Origin of the sequence: Flavobacterium sp. CHNK8, from assembly GCF_019774515.1 — a bacterium.
Taxonomy (GTDB): Bacteria; Bacteroidota; Bacteroidia; order Flavobacteriales; family Flavobacteriaceae; genus Flavobacterium; species Flavobacterium tiangeerense.
The window spans coordinates 1,078,456-1,100,368 of sequence record NZ_CP081492.1 but is presented as its reverse complement, the minus strand read 5'-3'; the positions used below and the strand labels follow the sequence as shown (position 1 = coordinate 1,100,368).

The window sequence follows — 21,913 nt, the reverse complement described above, 5'->3', positions numbered from 1 at the left end:
AAAAGATAAAACGACAAATTTATTTCTCAACAAAAACATAAAATAAAAGCTCTATTTGTTAACTTTTAGTCTTATTTAACTTGTTATTTACTTAAAATGGCATAATTTTAGCAAATTGAAAATATCCCTAACAAATGGATGAATAACAACTTAAATTAAAATCTATGAAAATTAAAATAATAACAACAGCAATATTGCTTTGCACTGTTCAAGTATTCTTTGCGCAAGATGTCAAAAAAGACACGCAATTACCAAACACTAAATCCTCTGTAGAAGCTACTCAAAATGACAGCATAAAAAAAGCTACTCAAGCAGCAAATAAAGCTTTAAAAGCCGAAGAAAAAATGCTCAAAGAAAGACTGAAAAATGATAAAAAAGCACTTAACCAAGCCGAAGAAACAGAAAAAGAAAAACACAAAGCAGATAAAGAACAAAGGGATTTTGCTTTAAAACAAAGTAGGATACTTGCTGCTGAAAAGTCGGTTCAAAAAAGCAAAGAAAAGCTCGCTTCTACCGAGAAAAAATTGCTAGATAACATGGAAAAATTCGAAAAGAAAAAAGACAATCGAAAACTAGATCCTACTCAAATAGAAAAAGAAAATATTAAAATTAGCAAGCAACAAATCAAAATCAACAATTTAAAAGAAGATGTTGCAAAAGCAGAAAAAAAATTGAGTAAAGTAAGAGATTAAACGTAAAACCACTTTCGAGTGGTTTTTTTTTGTGACAAAGTAATATTGCTAAAGCTATAATGTTCAAATAAAAATCAAAAAATGTTCTTAATGAAAATCAAAATCCATGTGGAAAAAATTATATTTGCATAAAACAAATTAAACCATGCAACATATCATTGACCGCTTCATCAGTTATGTTATAATTGATACAGAATCTGATGCCAACTCACCAACCACGCCAAGTACTCCAAAACAATGGGATTTAGCTAACAAACTGGTTGAAGAGCTAAAAAATATTGGAATGCAAGATGTGACTATTGATGACAAAGCATATATCATGGCCACGTTACCTAGCAATGTAGATCATGAAGTACCTACAATAGGTTTTATATCACACTTTGACACCTCACCAGATTTTTGTGGTGCCAATGTAAAACCGCAAATAGTTCCCAATTATGATGGCAAAGACATTGTTTTAAACGCTGAAAAAAACATCATTTTATCCCCAGATTATTTTAAAGACCTATTACAATATAAAGGGCAAACCTTAATAACAACCGATGGAACCACTTTATTAGGAGCCGATGACAAAGCTGGAATCACTGAAATTGTAACGGCAATGGAATTCTTAATCAACAATCCTGAAATCAAACACGGGAAAATCAGAGTTGGTTTTACACCAGATGAAGAAATAGGTCGTGGTGCTCATCATTTTGACGTTGAAAAATTTGGAGCAGCATGGGCATACACTATGGACGGAAGCCAAGTAGGCGAACTCGAATATGAGAATTTCAATGCGGCTGGAGCTAAAATAACTTTCAAAGGAAAAAGTGTTCATCCTGGATATGCCAAAGGAAAAATGATCAACTCCATGCTAATTGCCAATGATTTTATCAATCAATTACCATCTGATGAAACTCCTGAGCAAACAAAAGGCTATGAAGGTTTTTTTCATGTTCACCACCTTTCTGGAAATATCGAAGAAACAGTTTTAGAATTGATAATCAGAGATCATAACAAGAAAAAATTTGAGAAAAGAAAAGAACTCATTGAAAAAATAACCGCTAAAATCAATAAAAAATACGCTAGGCAATTTGGAGAGGATATTGTAATTACAGAAATAAAAGATCAGTATTACAATATGAAAGAAAAAGTATTGCCCGTAAAATACATTGTTGATATTGCCGAGCAAGCAATGAGAGAATTGAATATAAAACCATTGATCAAACCTATTCGAGGTGGAACTGATGGATCACAACTTTCATACAAAGGACTTCCATGTCCTAATATTTTTGCTGGAGGTCATAATTTTCATGGGAAATACGAATATGTACCAGTAGAAAGTATGCAAAAAGCTGTTGACGTAATTGTTAAAATAGCCGAATTGACAACAAAACTATAACGAAACATTTATTTCATAATTCAAAAGTCTCCATCTCTGATAGGAGACTTTTTTTTTGAATATAAATCAACAACAGAATGAATTGTGATCTGCAAACATATGCTTGTAAAAAAAAACTCCTAAAACAAAAGCTTAACATTGAGCAATGAATAAAATCACTACATTTACTAACGTAAAAATAACAATTTATTAATATTGTGATTTATTATAACATCAAACAACTATAAACTACTTTTTTTATGACATCACACGAAGAGGAAACAAACCTCACACCAGAATCTACACCTGAGACTACTAAACCCGTTAGAGCAAGACGCGCTCCTGCAGCAAAAAAAACAGCTACTTCTGTAGAGACTGAAGACACAACAGAAAACCCATCACTAGATACTGAACCTACTGATATTGAAACACCAGCATCAGAAGAAGAAGTTATCACTTCTTCAGTTGAGGAAGTATTTAAAGACAAGGATAAAAAGGAAAAGAAAGACAAAAAAGAAAAGAATAAAAACAAAGTAAAAATGAAAGATAAAGAAAAGAAAAAAGTAGCAAAGGCGAATGCCAAAGAAAAAGCTAAAGCTAAAGCTAAAAAAGCAAAGAAAACTAAAAAAGACAAAGCCAAAAAAGCTAAAGTAAAAGCAAAACTGAAAGCAAAAAAAGCTAAAGCTAAATCAAAAAAAGCAAAAAAGAATAAAAAGAATAAAAAATAAAGGCTACTTGCAAAAATAAAAAAGTCCCAAATTAGAATCTAATTTGGGACTTTTTATTTGTGTTGTTTACTACTATTTTTTCACTAACGCTGCGCTCATTTCCATTGAAATTGCTGAACGCTCCATTTTTAATTTACCAGACATAGTCTCAATTACCACTGTAGTTTCTGCTAGTTCAGCAACTTTTCCGTGCAATCCACTTTTGGTAATGATTTTATCTCCCACTTTTAAGCTGCTTTCAAATGTCTTCTCATTTTTAGCTCTTTTTTGTTGTGGTCTAATCATAAAGAAATAGATAACAACAAACATTAAAATGAAAGGGGCAAACTGCTGTAATTGTTCCATGTTTTTTTTTATTTTTTTATTACATCAAACCGCGACCGGCTTTGATAATTCTATTATTTGTATTTAGTTCTTTTACTAGGTTGTCTAGAATACCATTTATAAATATACTACTTTTTGGAGTAGAATATTCTTTGGCAATTTCAAGATATTCATTCAATGTCACTTTTACCGGTATAGATGGGAATTTTAGAAACTCACAAATTGCCATTTTCAAGATTATCGTGTCAATTTCTGCTATTCTTTCACTATCCCAATTAGGTGTTTTATCCAAATACTCTTTGGCTAGTTCTTTTTCGTTTAAAACTGTTTTACGAAACAACTCTTTTACATAATCTCTATCTTCATTATCCTTATACAATTTTGGAACTCTAAAATTGTCATCTTCACCAGCTTTGATTGTTTTTAACTGCTTAATAATATGCGTGTTCACCAGCGGAATATCATCAACCCATGTTAATTTATCATCTTCAAGGTAATCATACAGTTTTTCATTTGGAACAATCACTTGCATGAATAAGTCCACAATAAATTGTCGATCTTCTTCAAATGTGTTTATACCACTTTGCATGTAATCCAGATATAGCTTACTAGCTTTAATTTCGTTAAGTAGCAAAACAATATAATCATCATTTAATGACCAATTGTTAATTTTACGATTCTCAAGTGCTATGCTTAATGAATTATTATCAGAGAGGATTTGAAAAATTTTATTTTTAATAAATTTTTCGTTTGGATTACGTTCTTCTGGAGTAGCTAAATGTTTTAAGCTTGATTTATGCAAATAAACAGTTTCAGTCTTACAAATTTCAATCAATGAAGAGAGCATTATAAGGTACAAATCTTGGATACTATCTATACTATAATAAAGGAATTTTTCCTCTTTTTCCAAACTATCTGAACCGCTTTGATGCATTGCATAAATGGATTGCATGACCTTTACGCGTATGTGTCTTCTATTTACCACCTTGTAAGAACTTTAAATTTATTAGGGTGCAAAAATAAGGATTTCATTTTTTAAAATAAAATATATAATCGCTTATTTTGAAGTATTCAGCAATCAGTATTTAGTGATATCAAATAATACATCACTAAATACTGGCAGCTGAGTATGAAAACTACTTTTTACTGTTCTCTAATTTTCTTTGATCAATTCTATTTTGCGCAATAGTAAGTGCCGCTTGATGTGTTGTACAATTATTGGCAATAGCATAATCAAATATTTCTAGCGTAGTGTTATAAATATTTTCGGTTTTACGCATGATTTCTGCTTTATCATAATGAGCTAACTCTGCATAAACGTTAATAATTCCACCTGCATTAATCAAGAAATCTGGAGCATACAAAATTCCTTTTTGTTGCAATAAAGCTCCATGAATATTCTCATCTGCAAGCTGGTTGTTTGCTGCACCAGCAACAACTTTTGCTTTTAGTTTTGAAATAGTACTATCATTTAAAGTCGCACCCATAGCACATGGCGCGTAAATATCTACATCAGCAGTGTAAAGATCTTCACCTCTGTAAATTTCAGCATTGTACTTTGCTCCTACTTCTACTAGTTTTTCTTCATTTATATCAGCAATAGTAACAATGGCTCCTTCTTTGGTTAAATAGTCAACCAATGTTTCTCCAACGTGTCCTATACCTTGAACTAATACTTTCTTACCACTTAATACATCGGTACCAAATTGTTGTTTAGCAGCCGCTTTCATTCCCAAATACACCCCGTAAGCTGTAACTGGAGATGGATTTCCAGCACCACCTCTAGATTCAGAAATCCCAGTGACATAAGGAGTTACATCTCTTACAATATCCATATCTGCCGTTTCCATTCCTACATCTTCTGCAGTAATGTAACGCCCACTTAATGAATGTACAAACTCTCCAAATTTACGCATTAATGCTGGATTTTTTTGAGTTTTGGCATCCCCTATAATAACTGCTTTACCACCACCAATATTAAGTCCAGTAATAGCTGCTTTGTAGGTCATCCCGCGTGAAAGACGCAAAACATCATTTAGTGCTTCCCACTCATTAGCATAATTAAACATCCTTGTACCTCCTAATGCAGGTCCCATTACCGAATTATGAATACCAATAATTGCTTTTAAACCCGTATCTTTGTCATTACAAAATACTATTTGCTCGTGATCATCAAATGATAATTGACCAAAAACAGGATCCATTTTTTGAAGTTCTTTTCCAGTTGTAAAATCTGCTTTCATTGTGTAAGTTTTAATAGTGAGACATTTATGAATTTGTCAAAAAGACTAGCCAAATCTACATAAAATTTAAATATGCAATAGCATTTCTGGAAAAAATCATTAATTTATCAATAACTTTCACTTGATATTCAGCAATATAATCTTGTAAAAAGTTAGCAAAACATTATAAAAAAGTTACAAAACACAGAATACCTTACTAAAAATGAAAGAATTACGTTATTTAAATAAATATTTCGTTAAATACAAATACAGCTTTTTACTTGGAATTGTGTTCACCATCATTGCGCAAATTTTCATGCTATTTACCCCTAAGTTGATCAGTCAATCTTTTATGGTAATTGAGGCTTTCGCCAAAGATACATCAGTTGCTAAATCCGTTATTAAAGACGAATTGATATCTAATATATTACTGATTATTGCAACTACAATAATAGCCGGTTTTTTGACCTTCTTGATGAGACAGACGCTTATTGTAATGTCTAGGCATATTGAATTTGATTTAAAAAATGAAGTATTTAGACAATATGAAAACTTAACTCAAAATTTTTACAAACAAAACCGAACGGGAGATTTAATGAACCGCATTAGCGAGGACGTTTCTAAAGTGCGTATGTATGTAGGCCCCGCTGTAATGTATACTATAAACACAATAATTAGGTTTGCAATAGTAATTGTGTATATGTACAACGTATCTCCAATATTAACTTTGTACACCTTATTACCGCTGCCTATTCTATCTTACGCCATCTTTAAATTGAGCTCTGAAATAAATTCTAGAAGTACCATTTTCCAGCAGTATTTATCAAAAATTTCTAGTTTCTCCCAAGAGATTTTCTCTGGAATTAGAGTTATAAAAGCCTACTCTCTTGAACAGCAACACCAACAAAATATGGTAAACCTGGCCGAGGAAAGTAAAAGCAAAAGCTTAAACCTAGCCAAAGTACAATCCTTATTTGGTCCTTTAATGATGGCTTTAATTGGCATCAGTAACTTGGTGGTTATTTATTTTGGTGGTCTCATGTACATCAACGGCACTATAAAACATATCGGTACTATTGCTGAATTTATCTTATACGTAAACATGCTTACATGGCCAGTTGCCTCACTGGGTTGGGTTTCATCAATGGTTCAAGAAGCAGAAGCGTCTCAAAAGAGACTTAATGAATTTCTTAAAATAGAACCCGAGATTAAAAACAACAATCCTAACAAATCTGTTATTGAAGGCAGTATTTCATTTCATAACGTGAGTTACACCTATGAAGACACCAATATTCAAGCCTTAAAAGACATTTCATTTACCGTTAAAAAAGGAGAAACATTGGCCATTTTAGGCAAAACGGGATCTGGTAAATCAACTATTTTATCATTAATTTCTCGTATGTATGATGTATCAAGTGGTCAAGTCACAATTGATTCAGCTGAAATTAGTACTCTAAATCTGTTTGACCTTCGTAACAACATCGGTATTGTTCCTCAAGATGCTTTTTTATTCTCGGACAGTATTAAAAACAACATCAAGTTTGGTAAAGAAAACGCAACGGATCAAGAAGTACAGGCTGCCGCCAAAAGTGCCGTTGTTCATGACAATATTATGGGATTCAACAAACAATATGAAACTGTACTAGGAGAACGCGGTATCACACTTTCTGGAGGTCAAAAACAACGTGTTTCTATTGCAAGAGCTATCATAAAAAACTCGCCTATTTTATTGTTTGATGATTGCCTATCTGCTGTGGATACCGAAACCGAAGAGGCCATCTTAAACAATCTAAATGCTATTTGTAAAGACAAAACAACAATTATTGTTAGCCATAGAATTTCATCAGCAAAAAATGCCGATAACATAATTATTATAGACAACGGACAAATTATCCAACAAGGTTCTCATAATCAATTGATAAATCAAAACGGGTATTATGCCGACTTACACTTGAAACAACTTTCAGAAAAAGAAATGCTTTAATTGTTGTATAATACATATTTTTTGTAGATTTTTGAATGCTAGTTAACAACCATAAATTGACTGAAAGGAATATGAGAGAACATGACATGTTAGAAAAAGAAGAAATATTTTCTAAAGTTTTAAGAGCTGGAAGAAGAACTTATTTCTTTGATGTGCGCGCTACTAAGGCTGATGATTACTACATTACCATTACCGAGAGTAAAAAATTTACAGAAGAAGACGGATCGTTTCACTTTAAAAAACATAAAATCTACTTGTATAAAGAGGATTTTGCTGCTTTTGCAGAAATTCTTGACGAAATGACTTCTTATGTATTAAATCACAAAGGTGAAGAAGTAATCTCTGAAAGACACCAAAAAGATTTCAAAAAAGAATATACATTAGAGAAACAAGACGACGATAGCTTACCACAAACATCAACATTTACAGATATAGATTTTGATGATATTTAATTTTTAGTTCCTTACTTACCCCAAGAAAGTCCAAAAACTATACGTTTTTGGACTTTTTTTTATCTTAAAAACCAAGAAGTTTTATTTCTTTGTCAAAATAAAAAACATGACCTCAACAATAGTATCGGTAGATTGGCTATACAATAATCTTGATTTACCCAATCTAATAATCTTAGACGCTAGTCTTAAAGAAAATCAGGCTAAAGCCATAACTGATTTTGATAATCTGAGAATCCCAAAAGCTCGATTCTTTGATTTAAAAACAGCATTTAGCGATCAAAATAATCCGTTACCCAATTCCCTACCGAGTCCGAGTCAATTTGAACAAGAGGCCACAAAACTTGGCATCTCAAAAAACAGTATTCTGGTAGTATATGACAATTTAGGAATATACTCGAGCCCAAGAGTTTGGTGGTTATTTAAAGTTATGGGATTTAACAATGTAGCAGTGCTTGATGGCGGTTTACCACAATGGATTAAACACAATTATACTGTAGAGGCCATTCCAGGGAATGAAATATATAATCTTGGTAATTTTAAAGTTGATTTTCAACAAGAACTGGTAAAAACCAAACATCAAGTTGAAAGAAACATTATTGACCAAAAATATCTTGTAGTTGACGCCCGTATTGAAAATCGCTTTAATGGTACTGTTAAAGAAACTAGAGTTGGTTTACAAAGCGGACATATTCCAAAAGCGATAAACATTCCCTACACAAGCGTGTTAAACAACTACACTTTTTTACAACCAGAAAAACTTAAAGCCATTCTAAAACCAAGCTCTAAGCCAATTATAGTTTATTGTGGATCTGGGGTTACCGCTTGCATAATCGTTTTAGCGTATGCTTTGATTGAAAGTGACAATTGCTCTGTTTATGATGGCTCTTGGACTGAATGGGGTTTAAAAAAGAATATATAGCAATTTTATAAATCAATGTTTCAACCCCCTTTAAACAAAGGTTAATTAACTGAAAATCAATATTTTTAAAATGTTTATTTACTACTTTTAATTCTTAATTACTATCATGAAACAATCTTACACTATTTTTCAGTTTTTGTATCGCTTGCTTTTATCCGAAGAAACTAAAAAAAGAGCTGAAAAGTTTTTTGTTTCCATGGCCATTATTTTTTTCTTGATACATCTTAGTATCATTGTCATTATTGATCTAGGCTGGATCGATACCCCAAAATATTCTAAGCTATTGAGTAATCCTATAGCTGCAATTTACACGCCATTTTCATTTATTTTGATCTATGAGGTCTATCTTTTAATTTATTATTTGCCAAAATCAACCACTATATACATTGGTAAACAATATGAAATCATTACGCTTATTATCATCAGACGTATCTTTAAAGATTTGACTAAACTCGACTTTAAAGACAACTGGTTTGACTCTGCTGCCAATGTAAATTTCACATTAGACATTCTGGCTACCATAATGCTTTTCTTATTGCTTTTTTTCTTTTACAAGTTAAGTAAGGAGAATGAAATCAACCAATCTAAAATTCAAAAAACTACCGCAATTGCTTCGTTTATCAAATTAAAGAACATTTTTGCTATCATATTAATCCCTGTCTTTTTAAGTTTATCCATGTACAGCTTGGGACATTGGATTTATGAAAATTTCTTTTCGATTGCAGAAATTGTAACAAAAATGAAAGACATTAATAAAATTTTCTTTGATGATTTTTTCACCATCTTGATTTTGATTGAGGTGCTATTGTTGTTGTTTTCATTTTTCTTATCGGATAAGTTTAACAAAGTCATTCGCAACTCTGGCTTTATCATTTCAACAATATTGATCAAACTTTCTTTTGGCACTGAGGGATTTCTAAACACTATTTTAATTGTCTCGGCAGTATTATTTGGAGTAATTATATTAGCCATTCACAACAAGTATGAAACGCTTGATGCTAAGGTTCAAACTTCATTTAATGAATAAATTAACCTATTCGTAACCCATTTTCAACCTTAAAATCTGGTGCGAGCAAAACAATATCGCCCTCAGCTCCTACTGATCCTAAAACCAAACATTCGCTAAAAAACTTCCCAATTTGTTTTCTAGGAAAATTGACAACCGCAACAATTTGTCGGTGTAATAAATCTTTTTTTTGGTATCGCTTAGTGATTTGTGCAGACGATTTTTTAATTCCAATTTCAGTCCCAAAATCTATTATTAATTGATAGGCCGGTTTTCTAGCTTCGGGAAAATCATGAACTTCTAAAATGGTACCCACACGCATTTCTACTCTTTCAAATTCGCTCCAGTTAAGGTCTTCCATAATTATTTATTTTTTAAAATACTGAATAACAAACCTATAAAATTTACAACTATTTAAACTAATTCTGTAAAACTTTTTTTGTAAAACAGTTCTAGATTTACAAAAGACGAATACTAAATTCATCTTTTAAATTATAACTATTATGGAAATGAGTCAAAAGAACAACAACGAAGCCAGAAAAAAAGAAACAATTGGCATTGACCAATACATACAAACAGCGCCAAATGTGCAATTGTACGTGAAAGATTATGGAGAAGGAAAACCCGTAATTCTAATTCATGGCTGGCCATTATCTAATGAAATGTGGGAATACCAAATGGAGGCTTTGATTCAAAACAACTTTAGAGTGATTGCCTATGACCGTCGTGGTTTTGGTAAATCCTCACAGCCTTGGGATGGTTATGATTATGATACTTTAGCTGACGATTTGAAAGCCATTATTGAGTATTTGAATCTGGAAAATGTAGCTCTTGTAGGTTTTTCAATGGGTGGTGGCGAAGTAGTGCGCTATTTTAGCCGTCACGGCGGAAAAGGAATTACAAAAGCTGTCCTTATTGCATCTATAACCCCATTTCAATTGCAAACCGATTCAAATCCTAATGGTGTACCACAAGAAAAATACGATGTAATGGCAAGCCAGATTAAGGAAGATCGCATTAGCTTTCTAGATAACTTTGGAAAAACATTTTTTGGTGTAAGCTTTATCAGTAAACCCATAAGCTCTGCTTTGCTGCACTACTATCGCATGCTATGTTCTTTTGCTTCGCCACAGGCAACTTTGGCATGTGCCAAATCATTTTCGTCGACAGATTTCCGAAACGAGATGAAAACCGTGACAGTACCAACCCTTATCATTCACGGAGATGAGGACAAAACCGTTCCCATAGAAATAACCTCAGAAATTGCGGCTAAACTTATCCCTGACAACACCTTTCTTATATATGAAGGAGCGCCTCATGGATTGTTTTATATAGAAAAAGAAAGACTAAATGCTGATTTAATTCAGTTTTTAAATACATAAATTTTCTTTGTTATACCTAAAAAAAAATCCCATTAGCCGCTAAGGCCAATGGGATAAATTAAATATGCAAGTTAAGCTAAAGCTTATTTTACATCCATTAATTCTACATCAAAAATTAGAGTAGCATTTGGTGGAATAACTCCTCCAGCTCCTCTTGGACCGTATCCTAAATCAGATGGAATTACAAAACGAGCTTTGTCACCTACTTTTAAAAGTGCAATACCTTCGTCCCATCCTTCGATTACTTGACCTTGACCCAATTTAAATTCGATTGGTTTTTTTCTTGGGTATGATGAATCAAAAACTTTTCCGTTTTCTAATGAACCTTCATAGTGTACCGCAACTGTTTTACCGCTTTCTGCTTTTTTACCTTCACCTCTTTGGATGAATTGGTAACGCAATCCACTTTCTGTTTTTTCAAATCCAGCTGCTAATTTTTCCATAGCTGCTTCAGCTTCTGCTTTTAAGGCAGCGTCACGCTTGTTTCTAGCTCCTTTAAAAGTGATAAAAGCCTCAATTGCGTTCCAGTTTTTAGCCTCTTCACCTTCTCTTATGATTTCTAAAGATTCTAATACATCTCCTTGAGCCACAGCATCAACAATGTCTTGCCCCTCAACAACATGTCCAAAAACAGTATGCTTGTTATCCAACCAATCTGTAGGAACGTGTGTAATGTAAAACTGAGAACCATTTGTTCCTGGTCCTGAATTAGCCATTGCCAAAACTCCCGGACGGTTGTGTTTTAAACTTGGGTGAAATTCATCATCAAATTTGTACCCTGGATCTCCTGTTCCTGTTCCTTGTGGACAACCACCTTGAATCATAAAATCAGGAATTACTCTATGAAATTTCAAACCGTCATAAAACTTAACTCCTTGTGGTTTTACTTTGTTTTCAAGGTTTCCTTCGGCTAAAGCTACAAAGTTACCTACTGTTCCTGGTGTTAAATCGTGTGTAAGTTTTACTAAAATAGCACCTTTTGTGGTGTTGAATTTAGCATATATTCCGTTTTCCATTGTTGTTTAATTTTTATTGAATGGCAAATTTACAAAAATAATTTTAAAAAGGGAATTTGGAGATTCGTTGATTTAGAAATGGTCCATAATGAAATAATGGTTTGATGTAGTAAACGAATTTAACGGAAAAAAAATGGATCAAGAATAACATAATTACGAAAGTTGACCTCTAATATCAAAGTCACACCTTCACTCCCACTCTAATGTATTCGTCACTTAATCAATTGTTACTTAAATTATTTCGCTTCATTAAAACTTTTCATTGTTTTACCATCATAGCGAAAAACGCCATCAAAGGTAGCCAACCAAATATTCCCATCGCTTGAAGCATTAAGTCCAAAAATCATTGGTAAATTGGGAATTGTGACTCCTTTGGCATATTCAGTACGTAAAGCATTTGAACTTAATTGAGAAAGATCCCACTTGGGCGTCATTCCATTTTTTGCAGAGCCCATCCATATAGCACCGTTAGCATCTTCGACTATGCTAGACACGATAGTTTTAGAAAAATTACTAAAAGCATTGTTCTTGTAACGCCATAAACCGTGGGGACCGCCCAGCCATATAGATCCATTTGAGTCTTTCATAAGGACACGAACGTTATAAAAAGGTGTCTCATCATGAGTCATTACAGTTGCTTTTTGTTTATTGTATTGGTACGTTTTGTCCCCTGTGGCAATCCATAAAACACCTTTACCATCTTTCAAAATGGAATTGACGGTATGTTTAAAAGATTGCCTTTTTACAAATATTTTTCCAGTTTTATCTTCATGAATGCCCTTTTCGTCGATGATAAAATTTTGAAAAGAACTACCATCAAAAAAACTAAACCCACCTGAAACGCCAAACCAGAAAGTACCGTTTTTATCCTCATAAATACTACTCACTTCATTATTAAGAAGTCCTTGCGCAGTTGTGAAATTTTCGAAAGATTTTCCGTCATACCGATACACTCCAGACGCATCAGTGCCAACAGTACCAAACCACAAATTGCCTTTCGTATCCTCTAAAATAGAATAAAAACGTGATGTCGTTAAGGATTTAGTCATGTTAGTAAAAAACGTTCCATCATATTTATAAACACCGCGAAACGATGCCATCCACATCATCCCTTTTTTATCCTGAATGATATTTCTAGTAATACCTAAAGGTCCGTGTGTAGTGGCACCCGTAAGATCACTGGTATTGACTTTAGTTATTTTCCCTTCTAATTGATGTTGTGTACACGAAACATGACAAACAAAAAGCAGGTAGAGAACGATTATTTTTATGGACTTTATCATGTTGTTTTTTGTTTACTAAAAAATAAAATCACCTCAAATACAAAACTAATTTCAGATTAAGCTAAGTGCAAAATTCGTTGCAGTAGCCGTTATACTTTCGGCTTTTTTTCCAATTTGTTTACGGTAAAAGCCAGAATCTCCAACCATTCCAATGTTGACCATAATAATAATTAAAATCTTTATAATCTGTATTTTCATCAAGGTCATGCGTTTTCAATAAGTTTATAAAATCACTCTCTTTTTCAAAAGTTTCGACAGAATTATTGGCCAAGTCGTAAACGAAATAGCTGCCTTCGTAATTTTCATTTCCCTTGCTAATATAACCATATACGAAATCAGCTGTTATTTTAAAACTATCTATTTCAATCATATTTATTGGCCCTTCATCTTGGATATATGCTTGCATTCCATCGACTTCTTGAATTGCTTTCCCGTGTCCGATTGGAATTCTTGCACTGTCACCAAGTCCGTGGTCACCAAAATGAGAAAACATAAAAAAGAAAAGAAAAATAGAGATGTAAAGTCCACTTAAAAACCAAAGTTTAAACTTTTTCTTTGAAACTTTATCAAACCAAGAATTTGGATTATGATTAGCAATTATTTTAAAAACTACTAGTATTAAGCTTGCATAAATACAACTTAAAATCGATATTTTTAATAGTTCAAATACAAGGTGAAATAATGCCATTTTTTAATTTTTCTATTTTCCGTTAAGTTTTTTTCTGATACATAACGTCTAGCTATAACAGTGGGTTAGGGACTAAATTGAGCCCATTATTCATGTTGCTACCCGAGCAATAGCGAATAGACGTAGTAAATTATCCCAACTACAAAACCAACTACCTATTAAGCCTATTGCCCAAATACGTTGTAATAACCTTTATCTACTGGCTCTACAATTTCATTGTTATAAAGTATTCTGCTATTCTCAGTATTACAAAACAAATAAAAGCAATTACTAATTTGATTATAAATTTAAATCTTGGTTGCTGAGATGTACTAAAATTGATTAAACTCTTGATGCTTTGAATAACTTTATCTTTATTCAACCATAGAATTATTAAAATTAATAATTGGTATAGAATCGCTGCTTTTAGAGCTCCATTATGCACTTGAAAATATATGTCTTGTAAAATCACATTTACAAGTATGGTAGATATGAACAAACAACCAATAATTCTGGTTCTTTTTATCAAAATCAATGTTCCTCCAATTATTTCAAAAAATCCTAAAGTTATTGCATATGCTTTTGAGTAACCATAAAAAGCCCACATCAATTCCATACCAGTCATTTCTGAAACAGTTTTGTCAATTTCAGCAGCTCCATCAAATTGAACTATTTTACCTCCCCCATAAACAAACATTGCAAATACTACAATCCAACTAATTGCATTTTCAAAAATTTCTATTTTATCATTTCTGTCGAATTTCATTCTTTTGTTTTTCTTTTAGATTGTTGCCTGGGTTAGACTGCTTTGAGATGTGGCGGATTAAGGAAGCCTAATTTTTCGGTTAAATACTGACTTTGCAAGTACTAAACCAACTTCAAATTAAACCCAAAACCCGCCATATATCCATACTGATATGATTAAATCAGTTGTATTTTATCTTAAAGCTTTCAACTTTGATTTGAAATACTATTTGCTATTAGTTTTGATCCAATCAATATATTTATTGAAAACAGGATTAAATAAAGGTCTGTCTAAACCTCCCCAGTTAAAAGCATTATGTTTTATATGCAATAAAATTTCAGCATTTGTTGGATTAATAACTTTATATTCAAAGGCAAAATCATACCCTCCTTTATACTCAACGTTACTTTCACAAATAAGAAATTTACCTGCACTTTTACTTAAATTTAACAAACCTATATTATCAGAAATACTGGTAACTTTGTCCGTCAAATTATTTTGAATAACATATTGTTCTAAATCGTTTTGCGTATAATACTTTTCAAATCCTCCAATAGTCTTTAACGTTCCTAAAATATAGTTTTCATATTTTTCCATATTCAAGCCGCTTTTTTTAACAAATAAAAACTGAGAATATTCTTTTAGATTCACACTTTTTTCCACGAGAATTTCTTCTTGGTTTAAAACCGTTTCAGTTGGTAATTTTCCAGTTTTTGCATTTAATTCTTTAACTTTTAAAGTTGGACTGCACGAAAATAGGACAACCGATAAACCAATAATTAATAAACTTTTTTTCATTTTTTCAATTTGCTTAAGTTAATTGTATTTTGTTTATAATTCTTATATTTATAGATCTTCTAAAATATTCAGCTAACTCCTGAATTTGAATATTAAAATTGCTAAAAACCAATTTTTCAAGCAGTTACGATCTATAACTTTCAGATTTTATTATTCTTCAAATATATAAATAATTAGTTACAAAGCAGTAAACACACTTTGCAAAAAAGAATAGTTTTCGTACTTGTATAAACGGAAACTATCTTGAAATACGCACGCCCTAGCCCAGATAGCAGGGGAAATCCTTATGCGCCGGTCCCGAAACCTCGGGATGGCGTATAAGATTGTAACGTATAGCTGGATCAAGCTCCTAAAGAAAAGTTAATTGATTGAATTGGGTATTTGATTATTAGAAAATATCTAAGTGCACTTAAAATATATATCTTGTAAAATTACATTTGCATGTACTTGGCTGAGAACAAACAATCAATAATTCTAGTCCTTTTCATCATTGTTTACCTTGTTTAATTATTTTTTATTTTTCTTCTGTTTCGTTTTCTTCTTCTTCAGCTGGATAAAAGGAAATCCAAACTTCTACTAAATAGTCGTGAAAGCCCCAGCCAATTCCTCTTGTATCGTCAACAACTTTATCAACACGTTCTTCAAATTTCTCCAAAAGATTTTCATTTTCCATTAAGGTTAAACTTTCATAGAAGGTTGTTGCCAAACTCTTGTAAAACGGCTCGTTTATATCACCATAGTTATTTGTAAAACGTACTCCAGTTTCCACATAAAAAAGCATTAGGTCAGCGAGTAAATCAGCTGAAGATCCCATTTTTTTGAAGTCGCTGATTGCTTGTTTTCCGTCTTTGAGTTTGTAGATGTTACCACGTTTTGGATAAAACGCTTCAAAAATTTTGTCACGGTATTTCTCAAAAAGTTCTCTTTCGTTTGGATTTACATAAAAGTCAAAAAACTCCTTAACGGACTTGTTCTTTTTATACAGGTCAGCAATAAGGTCAATGAGTTTGTCCTTGTCGAGTTTTTTTAATTCCTTTTTTACATCTGTTAGTCCCATATTTCTTTATTGTTACAGTTGTCGTCCATTGGCAATAAGGCTTTGTAGGTTGCAGAAGTGGCAGATTAAGGAAGACTGAATTTTAGACTAAAGACTGAATTTTCAACTACAAAACCAACTTCAAATTAAGTCCAAAATACGCCATTTTTGCAAACTACTGTTAACGGCTGGCAAAATTTTCCGTTTGTTTTTTAAGATTATTTTTTACATTTTCATTCCATTCTGTTTTGATGATACTCAATCTTGTTGCATCAATTCTTTCTCCTTTTGCATCAGTACTACAATTCCTCAAAACTCCTTCAACTACACAACCAATACTTTTCATTGCATTTAGACTTCTTTCATTTTTTGAGTTTGCAGCAAACGCAACTCGTTCCATTTCTAATTTGTCAAATGCAAATTCTAACATTAGGTACTTACAATTTTTATTTATGCCACTTCCTTGATATTTTTTTCCGTACCAAGTGTAACCAATTTCAATGGTTTTCATTTCTAAGAATATGCCATAAAATCTTGTGCTCCCCACAAATTTTCCACTTTTTTTGTCAAAAACAATAAATGGATACTCCTTTTCACTTTCTCTATTTTTAATTGCGTTTGCAATATATTTTTTAAGATTTTCTTTTCCGTTTGCTCCACCCGAATTAAATTCCCAAATCTCAGGTTCATTTTCAGAATACTCTAATAAATTATCAAAATCTATATTTTCTAGTGGTTGCAATTTTACATATTCGTTTTCTAAAATGTATTTTTCTTTAAAATCAAATTTCATTTTTCTGTTTTTAGTTCTGTTTTAGATTGCTTGCCGTTAAAATTCTAGTAATACAGCGGGTTTGGGTTTTAAATTAAGATTTATTTTTCGGTTATCACTAAACTGCCAAATACAAAACATTTTTCCATTAAGCCTGATTCCCTAACATATAAAAACTTGTTTGCTCGTGGTTTTTTAAATTTTATTTTCCAACAAGTCCTTAGCCAAACTTGCAATTTTAAGTTTTCGGTTTCTAATTACATAGTTTAAATCAGATGTGTTGTCTATCATCAATTGTCTATTATAATAATTGATGTGTTCAAGAATGCCAAAAACGTTTGCTATGATTGCCCACAACATCAAATTCTCTGTTTTTACTTCCCAATTAAAAAAATAGAGCTGGATAATAAATACCAACGGGATTAAACCTATCATAAAAAGATTGTTTTTTTTTGATTTTCTAAAAAACATTAGATTCTTGTTTTGGTCAAATGCCTTTCCTGTAAGCCTATCCAGTTTTAGTTTCCAGTAAAGTTGCCCTTGAAACAATATGCAAATACACAGCACTAAGCCATATAAAATAAACAGTATATCAAGAAATGAATTAGTAAAGAGCAAATAGATCCCAATTAACGGGAAAGTAATAAATGCGTGCGACCGTTCCAATGGCTGATACCACTTCAACCGTTTTATTAAATCTTTTTTTGTCATTTTTCTGTTTTTATTTATTGTCAGTTTGAACACGTTCAGCTAGCGTTTTGGGACTTCAGCAAGTTTGGTAAAAAATAAAGCCCAGTATTTGGGTTATTACAATTTATACAAGTACAAAAACATTTCCACTTTAAGTTTAATACCTAAATCGCATGTAGTGTCTATTATGTGTAGTGCTTTATGGTACTATAGGTGCATTTATTATGAAATTGCTAATGTTTTGTATTGAATTTATATAATAGCTATAGAATGAATTCGTGCTTCCTCTTTTTCTAAGTAATAAATGTTGATGTGGTTCAATGAATGGTCTGTTATTTAAAATTGTAACAACATATTTGTTCTTTGCTGAAGTACTTTCGTGGGCAATATAGTCTCTTATGATTTTCATATGACTTATAATTGTTGTGTATGTTGGGTCTGTTTTGATAATTTCAAATGGATTATCGATAAAAAAACAATCTGAAATGTTTTTAATTACATCAAAATGATTCACAAAGGATCTATTTTCCTTTTTTATAACTTTGTTAAGATGTTCTAAATCATCGAAATTTAATCTTCTTGTAGGACAGTAACCTGAATTGCTATTTATTCCAATTGCATAATTTTCAAAACAATCGGATAAAAATTTTTCAAATTTTATAAAAATTTTAAAGAATGCTAATTCATACAAAGATTGGTCAATTGTAGATGATGATGAAAAGATAACATTCCATTTATTTATCTCATCTATTAAATCTTGGTTATCCATTTTATTAAATTAAATTTTCAGATAAAATCTTAATCCTCATTTTTCTTTCATCTTTGCTGGTTGTTCTTGTTCTGTGAAATTTATCGAAATCAACAATTTGTTGACGAACTATATCTTCATCATCATATTCATAATTTAAAAACTCAGATTCAAATAAAGACAATTTTGATATTAATGATTGAATATTACTATCTACTGAATAGTTGTCATAATTTGTATTTCTAGAAATATCTGCATCAAGATTACCAAATAATTGATGATTTAAAGTTGTGAAAAGTGTCCAAAAATAGTTTTTACGATAAAATATTTTGGTATTGAATAAATTATTATAAAAAATATCCTCAATGATGAAAAATATTCTATTCAGACGTTCTTCAATTTCCTCACTTATTTCAAATTCCTTGTCAAATTTTTTATAATATGAATCTGTTTTCTGGTTACTGTCTGTAATAATTCCATCAATTAAATGTATAACTAATGAATTCATAAACTCGACATCAGCCATTCTACTTAAATCTTTATCCTTAAATATTTTTTTGTCAATAAAAATATTTTTAAAATCAGAAGTTTTTCTTAAAATAAAAACTTTGAATTCTCCCCAAAATTGCGCGTTTCTCAACTCTTGCTTATTAAGTGCCACATTATTAGTGTTTAACCTTGCAAACATTTCATAAATTTTGCCATCATCTTTTAACTTAATAATTTCAAAACTAATATTATAGTTTAGAATATTTTCTTTGATTTCATTTGGTAAATCTTCATAGACAAAACCACCTAATTCTTTATTATGAGATTTTTGAATTTTAAACAATCCTTCAGTAAATTCGATAATAGCAGTTATACGTTGCTGACCATCAATCACTTCTCTAAGAGTTTTTCTTGAAGCAATATCTATTTGTTGTCGAATAAATATTTGTGGAATTGGGTATCCTTTAATTATTGTATCTATTAAATAAGATTTTGCATTTAAATTCCAAACTTTATTTCTTTGGTATTTTGGAGAAACAACAAGCTCTCCATTTTCTTCCCAAGAAAGTATGTCATTTATTGAAAAGGATTTAGTATCTTTTACGTCATTCATTATTTTCTGTTTTTTTGTTTTTCTGTTTTTATTTGTGCATTACACATAATATTATACCATAAGCCTATTAGTAGCTGGTTTAATTAATAAAATCTTTTTCTCATCTTTAATTTTTTTATATCCTCAATATGTTTTGTTCGTATTATTGAGTTTTCACCATTCTTAACGGCTTGTTCAAGCAAATTAACAATTTCCCATTTGTTTTCAAAATTTACTAGTTGATTGCTTTCTAAAATTTCATTAAATCTATTCATAACCTTATTAGATTTAGTCAAAAAGGTTCGACTTGGTAAATTAATTGAATTTTTTAATTCACAATCTCCAAAAAAAACTATTACTGAAAAAATAGGAATGCCGTCAAAATGATACAACTTTTTCAAATCTTCTACGTGTTTTTTATTCTGCAATATTGGATTATAAAATTTATACTTTTTTTTACCGTATGCTAATATTTGTGTCCAATTTATTTGATTTTCATTTCCAAAAATCCAACCTCGATATTCTTTAATTTCAAAAACTACAATTCCAACATTCGTTGCAACCACTAAATCAATTTGGCTATATTTTCCATTTCCATTACTTAAATATATGTCGTGGAAAATCGCTGTTGATTTAATTCCTGATTTTAGAATTTTTAAAACCATTTTCCGTTCAGACTTTGTTCCTCTATTTAGATTAGTAACTGTTTTCAGCAATTCTCTATCTTTAAATTTGAAATAAACAAAAAGAGAAACTACTGAAAGCAGAATTAAAACTATAATTATGAAGTATAAATTCATATTGTCAATGTTGGATTTGGGTGCGGTCTCAAAAACTAGCTACTGACTTATACAGTTCTGACAATACCAGACCTATTATCCCTCAATTAGGTAACGATGTTTGGCAAACGTTATACTATATTTATTCCCAAATATATAAATAATTAGTTACAAATCACGAAACTATCTTTACAGCAAATGAATATTTTTCGTACTTGTAGAACCGCAAAACTATCTTGAAATACGCACGCCCTAGCCCAGATAGCAGTGGAAATCCTTATGCGCCAGTCCCGAAACCTCGGGATGGCGTATAAGATTGCAACGTATAGTTGGATCAAGCTCCTAAAGAAAAGTTTAATAGTTGAAATGGATATTTGATTATTAGAAAACCTTAGCATCTTTGTATCTTTGTTCCCGAATCCTCGGGATTATAACTTATAAAAGAAATTATGCGCATTGATATTGTTACCGTTTTGCCTGAGTTGTTGAGAAGCCCGTTTGAAGCTTCGATTATGAAACGTGCTATTGATAAAGGTTTGGTGGAGGTTCATTTTCATAACCTACGTGATTACACTACAAACAGACAAAAAAGTGTTGACGATTATCCATACGGTGGCGGCGCTGGAATGGTGATGACGGTGCAACCTATTGATGCTTGCATCACGCACTTAAAAAGCGAACGTACCTACGACGAGGTGATTTACATGTCGCCCGACGGTGAAACGCTCAACCAAAAAATGGCCAATACGATGTCCTTGTATGAAAACATTATTATTTTGTGTGGGCACTACAAAGGCGTAGACCAGCGTGTGCGCGATCATTTTATTACCAAAGAAATTTCTATTGGAGATTATGTTTTATCTGGTGGTGAACTCGGTGCTCTCGTATTATCGGATGCTTTAATCAGGTTGATTCCTGGAGTGTTGAGTGATGAAACTTCGGCTTTGACTGATAGTTTTCAAGATGGCTTACTTTCAGGACCTATTTACACACGACCTGCAGACTACAAAGGATGGAAAGTTCCAGAGGTTTTAACAAGTGGTAACTTTGCCAAAATTGACCAATGGCGCGAGGATATGGCCTATGAACATACTAAAAATAGAAGACCAGATTTGCTGCAGGATTAAAAATTAGTTTAAAGTCTCAGGTTTAAAGTTGTGATTCAAGAACTTCGAAACTTTAAACAAGAAAAACTTTAAACTTTAAACATTTTTCTTTACTTTTGC

General features: G+C 31.7%; 24 protein-coding genes. 9 read left to right on the top strand and 15 right to left on the bottom strand.

The genetic code is table 11. The features are described 5' to 3' along the window. Positions 1-164: 164 nt before the first annotated feature. The 3 genes from K5V07_RS04765 (at position 165) to K5V07_RS04755 (ending at position 2,783) form a co-directional block, all read left to right on the top strand. Entirely contained in the window at positions 165-692 is a 528-nt protein-coding gene (locus tag K5V07_RS04765; protein WP_221916590.1) for a hypothetical protein, read from the top strand. 145 nt (positions 693-837) lie between these two features. After that, positions 838-2,076, top strand: coding sequence for a peptidase T (gene pepT, locus K5V07_RS04760; RefSeq protein ID WP_182650947.1), 1,239 nt, complete (start codon positions 838-840; stop codon positions 2,074-2,076). Positions 2,077-2,315: 239 nt separating this feature from the next. Next, entirely contained in the window at positions 2,316-2,783 is a 468-nt protein-coding gene (locus K5V07_RS04755; RefSeq protein WP_221916589.1) for a hypothetical protein, read from the top strand. 72 nt (positions 2,784-2,855) lie between these two features. On the opposite strand, the gene yajC is transcribed toward K5V07_RS04755, so the two are convergent. From yajC to K5V07_RS04740, 3 genes are all read right to left on the bottom strand, one after another. After that, entirely contained in the window at positions 2,856-3,128 is a 273-nt protein-coding gene (gene yajC / locus K5V07_RS04750; RefSeq protein WP_144894080.1) for a preprotein translocase subunit YajC, read from the bottom strand. A gap of 19 nt (positions 3,129-3,147) precedes the next feature. Further along, the gene (gene nusB, locus K5V07_RS04745; RefSeq protein WP_221916588.1) at positions 3,148-4,059 is read right to left on the bottom strand and encodes a transcription antitermination factor NusB; all 912 of its coding nucleotides are present in this window, start codon (positions 4,057-4,059) and stop codon (positions 3,148-3,150) included. 184 nt (positions 4,060-4,243) lie between these two features. Continuing rightward, entirely contained in the window at positions 4,244-5,350 is a 1,107-nt protein-coding gene (locus K5V07_RS04740) for a Glu/Leu/Phe/Val dehydrogenase (RefSeq protein ID WP_144894075.1), read from the bottom strand. Between the two features lie 202 nt (positions 5,351-5,552). Between K5V07_RS04740 and K5V07_RS04735 the strand changes: the two genes are divergently transcribed. The 4 genes from K5V07_RS04735 to K5V07_RS04720 all read left to right on the top strand — a co-directional run bounded on the left by K5V07_RS04735 (position 5,553) and on the right by K5V07_RS04720 (position 9,711). After that, complete coding sequence (locus K5V07_RS04735) at positions 5,553-7,313, top strand: ABC transporter ATP-binding protein (protein WP_221916587.1); 1,761 nt, start codon at positions 5,553-5,555, stop codon at positions 7,311-7,313. A gap of 71 nt (positions 7,314-7,384) precedes the next feature. Continuing rightward, positions 7,385-7,765: a PUR family DNA/RNA-binding protein gene (locus K5V07_RS04730; protein ID WP_086454494.1), complete on the top strand. Its 381-nt coding sequence runs from the start codon at positions 7,385-7,387 to the stop codon at positions 7,763-7,765. A gap of 106 nt (positions 7,766-7,871) precedes the next feature. Then, the gene (locus tag K5V07_RS04725; RefSeq protein WP_221916586.1) at positions 7,872-8,684 is read left to right on the top strand and encodes a sulfurtransferase; all 813 of its coding nucleotides are present in this window, start codon (positions 7,872-7,874) and stop codon (positions 8,682-8,684) included. Positions 8,685-8,790: 106 nt separating this feature from the next. Next, positions 8,791-9,711: a hypothetical protein gene (locus K5V07_RS04720; protein ID WP_086454487.1), complete on the top strand. Its 921-nt coding sequence runs from the start codon at positions 8,791-8,793 to the stop codon at positions 9,709-9,711. A gap of 1 nt (position 9,712) precedes the next feature. Here the strand turns inward: K5V07_RS04720 and K5V07_RS04715 are convergent, their stop codons facing one another. Beyond that, a complete protein-coding gene (locus tag K5V07_RS04715; RefSeq protein WP_221916585.1) occupies positions 9,713-10,051 on the bottom strand; it encodes a tRNA-binding protein in 339 nt (112 codons plus the stop codon). A gap of 148 nt (positions 10,052-10,199) precedes the next feature. Here K5V07_RS04715 and K5V07_RS04710 point away from each other — a divergent pair, with 148 nt between their 5' ends. Next, the gene (locus K5V07_RS04710; RefSeq protein ID WP_255577661.1) at positions 10,200-11,072 is read left to right on the top strand and encodes an alpha/beta fold hydrolase; all 873 of its coding nucleotides are present in this window, start codon (positions 10,200-10,202) and stop codon (positions 11,070-11,072) included. A gap of 83 nt (positions 11,073-11,155) precedes the next feature. Here the strand turns inward: K5V07_RS04710 and K5V07_RS04705 are convergent, their stop codons facing one another. From K5V07_RS04705 to K5V07_RS04655, 11 genes are all read right to left on the bottom strand, one after another. After that, positions 11,156-12,088, bottom strand: coding sequence for a peptidylprolyl isomerase (locus K5V07_RS04705; RefSeq protein WP_221916583.1), 933 nt, complete (start codon positions 12,086-12,088; stop codon positions 11,156-11,158). Between the two features lie 236 nt (positions 12,089-12,324). After that, the gene (locus K5V07_RS04700) at positions 12,325-13,371 is read right to left on the bottom strand and encodes a two-component regulator propeller domain-containing protein (RefSeq protein ID WP_221916582.1); all 1,047 of its coding nucleotides are present in this window, start codon (positions 13,369-13,371) and stop codon (positions 12,325-12,327) included. 118 nt (positions 13,372-13,489) lie between these two features. Continuing rightward, positions 13,490-14,059, bottom strand: a complete 570-nt coding sequence (locus K5V07_RS04695) for a hypothetical protein (protein WP_221916581.1) — start codon at positions 14,057-14,059, stop codon at positions 13,490-13,492. 205 nt (positions 14,060-14,264) lie between these two features. After that, positions 14,265-14,804 carry a hypothetical protein gene (locus tag K5V07_RS04690; RefSeq protein ID WP_221916580.1) on the bottom strand — a complete coding sequence of 180 codons (540 nt, stop codon included), beginning with the start codon at positions 14,802-14,804 and terminating at the stop codon, positions 14,265-14,267. 204 nt (positions 14,805-15,008) lie between these two features. After that, positions 15,009-15,581, bottom strand: a complete 573-nt coding sequence (locus tag K5V07_RS04685) for a hypothetical protein (RefSeq protein WP_221916579.1) — start codon at positions 15,579-15,581, stop codon at positions 15,009-15,011. 514 nt (positions 15,582-16,095) lie between these two features. Further along, a complete protein-coding gene (locus tag K5V07_RS04680) occupies positions 16,096-16,638 on the bottom strand; it encodes a DUF6155 family protein (protein WP_221916578.1) in 543 nt (180 codons plus the stop codon). Positions 16,639-16,798: 160 nt separating this feature from the next. Next, positions 16,799-17,410, bottom strand: coding sequence for a GNAT family N-acetyltransferase (locus tag K5V07_RS04675; RefSeq protein ID WP_221916577.1), 612 nt, complete (start codon positions 17,408-17,410; stop codon positions 16,799-16,801). Between the two features lie 174 nt (positions 17,411-17,584). Continuing rightward, a complete protein-coding gene (locus tag K5V07_RS04670; RefSeq protein ID WP_221916576.1) occupies positions 17,585-17,824 on the bottom strand; it encodes a hypothetical protein in 240 nt (79 codons plus the stop codon). 454 nt (positions 17,825-18,278) lie between these two features. Next, positions 18,279-18,848, bottom strand: a complete 570-nt coding sequence (locus K5V07_RS04665; RefSeq protein ID WP_221916575.1) for a hypothetical protein — start codon at positions 18,846-18,848, stop codon at positions 18,279-18,281. Between the two features lie 4 nt (positions 18,849-18,852). Beyond that, positions 18,853-19,929, bottom strand: coding sequence for a DUF262 domain-containing protein (locus tag K5V07_RS04660; protein ID WP_221916574.1), 1,077 nt, complete (start codon positions 19,927-19,929; stop codon positions 18,853-18,855). Positions 19,930-20,012: 83 nt separating this feature from the next. Continuing rightward, the gene (locus K5V07_RS04655; protein ID WP_221916573.1) at positions 20,013-20,708 is read right to left on the bottom strand and encodes a nuclease-related domain-containing protein; all 696 of its coding nucleotides are present in this window, start codon (positions 20,706-20,708) and stop codon (positions 20,013-20,015) included. A gap of 428 nt (positions 20,709-21,136) precedes the next feature. Between K5V07_RS04655 and trmD the strand changes: the two genes are divergently transcribed. Further along, a complete protein-coding gene (gene trmD, locus K5V07_RS04650; protein WP_221916572.1) occupies positions 21,137-21,814 on the top strand; it encodes a tRNA (guanosine(37)-N1)-methyltransferase TrmD in 678 nt (225 codons plus the stop codon). The last annotated feature ends 99 nt before the right edge of the window (positions 21,815-21,913 follow it).

Bases quoted from the DNA above. Each gene is read 5' to 3' on its own strand.
- K5V07_RS04670 (WP_221916576.1), bottom strand. From the start codon at position 17,824: ATGATAGGTTTAATCCCGTTGGTATTTATTATCCAGCTCTATTTTTTT.
- K5V07_RS04655 (WP_221916573.1), bottom strand. From the start codon at position 20,708: ATGAATTTATACTTCATAATTATAGTTTTAATTCTGCTTTCAGTAGTT.
- nusB (WP_221916588.1), bottom strand. From the start codon at position 4,059: ATGCAATCCATTTATGCAATGCATCAAAGCGGTTCAGATAGTTTGGAA.
- K5V07_RS04725 (WP_221916586.1), top strand. From the start codon at position 7,872: ATGACCTCAACAATAGTATCGGTAGATTGGCTATACAATAATCTTGAT.
- K5V07_RS04715 (WP_221916585.1), bottom strand. From the start codon at position 10,051: ATGGAAGACCTTAACTGGAGCGAATTTGAAAGAGTAGAAATGCGTGTG.
- K5V07_RS04700 (WP_221916582.1), bottom strand. From the start codon at position 13,371: ATGATAAAGTCCATAAAAATAATCGTTCTCTACCTGCTTTTTGTTTGT.
- K5V07_RS04660 (WP_221916574.1), bottom strand. From the start codon at position 19,929: ATGAATGACGTAAAAGATACTAAATCCTTTTCAATAAATGACATACTT.
- trmD (WP_221916572.1), top strand. From the start codon at position 21,137: ATGCGCATTGATATTGTTACCGTTTTGCCTGAGTTGTTGAGAAGCCCG.
- K5V07_RS04695 (WP_221916581.1), bottom strand. From the start codon at position 14,059: ATGGCATTATTTCACCTTGTATTTGAACTATTAAAAATATCGATTTTA.
- pepT (WP_182650947.1), top strand. From the start codon at position 838: ATGCAACATATCATTGACCGCTTCATCAGTTATGTTATAATTGATACA.
- K5V07_RS04710 (WP_255577661.1), top strand. From the start codon at position 10,200: ATGAGTCAAAAGAACAACAACGAAGCCAGAAAAAAAGAAACAATTGGC.
- K5V07_RS04705 (WP_221916583.1), bottom strand. From the start codon at position 12,088: ATGGAAAACGGAATATATGCTAAATTCAACACCACAAAAGGTGCTATT.
- K5V07_RS04680 (WP_221916578.1), bottom strand. From the start codon at position 16,638: ATGGGACTAACAGATGTAAAAAAGGAATTAAAAAAACTCGACAAGGAC.
- K5V07_RS04675 (WP_221916577.1), bottom strand. From the start codon at position 17,410: ATGAAATTTGATTTTAAAGAAAAATACATTTTAGAAAACGAATATGTA.
- K5V07_RS04735 (WP_221916587.1), top strand. From the start codon at position 5,553: ATGAAAGAATTACGTTATTTAAATAAATATTTCGTTAAATACAAATAC.
- K5V07_RS04730 (WP_086454494.1), top strand. From the start codon at position 7,385: ATGAGAGAACATGACATGTTAGAAAAAGAAGAAATATTTTCTAAAGTT.
- K5V07_RS04740 (WP_144894075.1), bottom strand. From the start codon at position 5,350: ATGAAAGCAGATTTTACAACTGGAAAAGAACTTCAAAAAATGGATCCT.
- K5V07_RS04690 (WP_221916580.1), bottom strand. From the start codon at position 14,804: ATGAAATTCGACAGAAATGATAAAATAGAAATTTTTGAAAATGCAATT.
- yajC (WP_144894080.1), bottom strand. From the start codon at position 3,128: ATGGAACAATTACAGCAGTTTGCCCCTTTCATTTTAATGTTTGTTGTT.
- K5V07_RS04765 (WP_221916590.1), top strand. From the start codon at position 165: ATGAAAATTAAAATAATAACAACAGCAATATTGCTTTGCACTGTTCAA.
- K5V07_RS04665 (WP_221916575.1), bottom strand. From the start codon at position 18,848: ATGGATAACCAAGATTTAATAGATGAGATAAATAAATGGAATGTTATC.
- K5V07_RS04685 (WP_221916579.1), bottom strand. From the start codon at position 15,581: ATGAAAAAAAGTTTATTAATTATTGGTTTATCGGTTGTCCTATTTTCG.
- K5V07_RS04755 (WP_221916589.1), top strand. From the start codon at position 2,316: ATGACATCACACGAAGAGGAAACAAACCTCACACCAGAATCTACACCT.
- K5V07_RS04720 (WP_086454487.1), top strand. From the start codon at position 8,791: ATGAAACAATCTTACACTATTTTTCAGTTTTTGTATCGCTTGCTTTTA.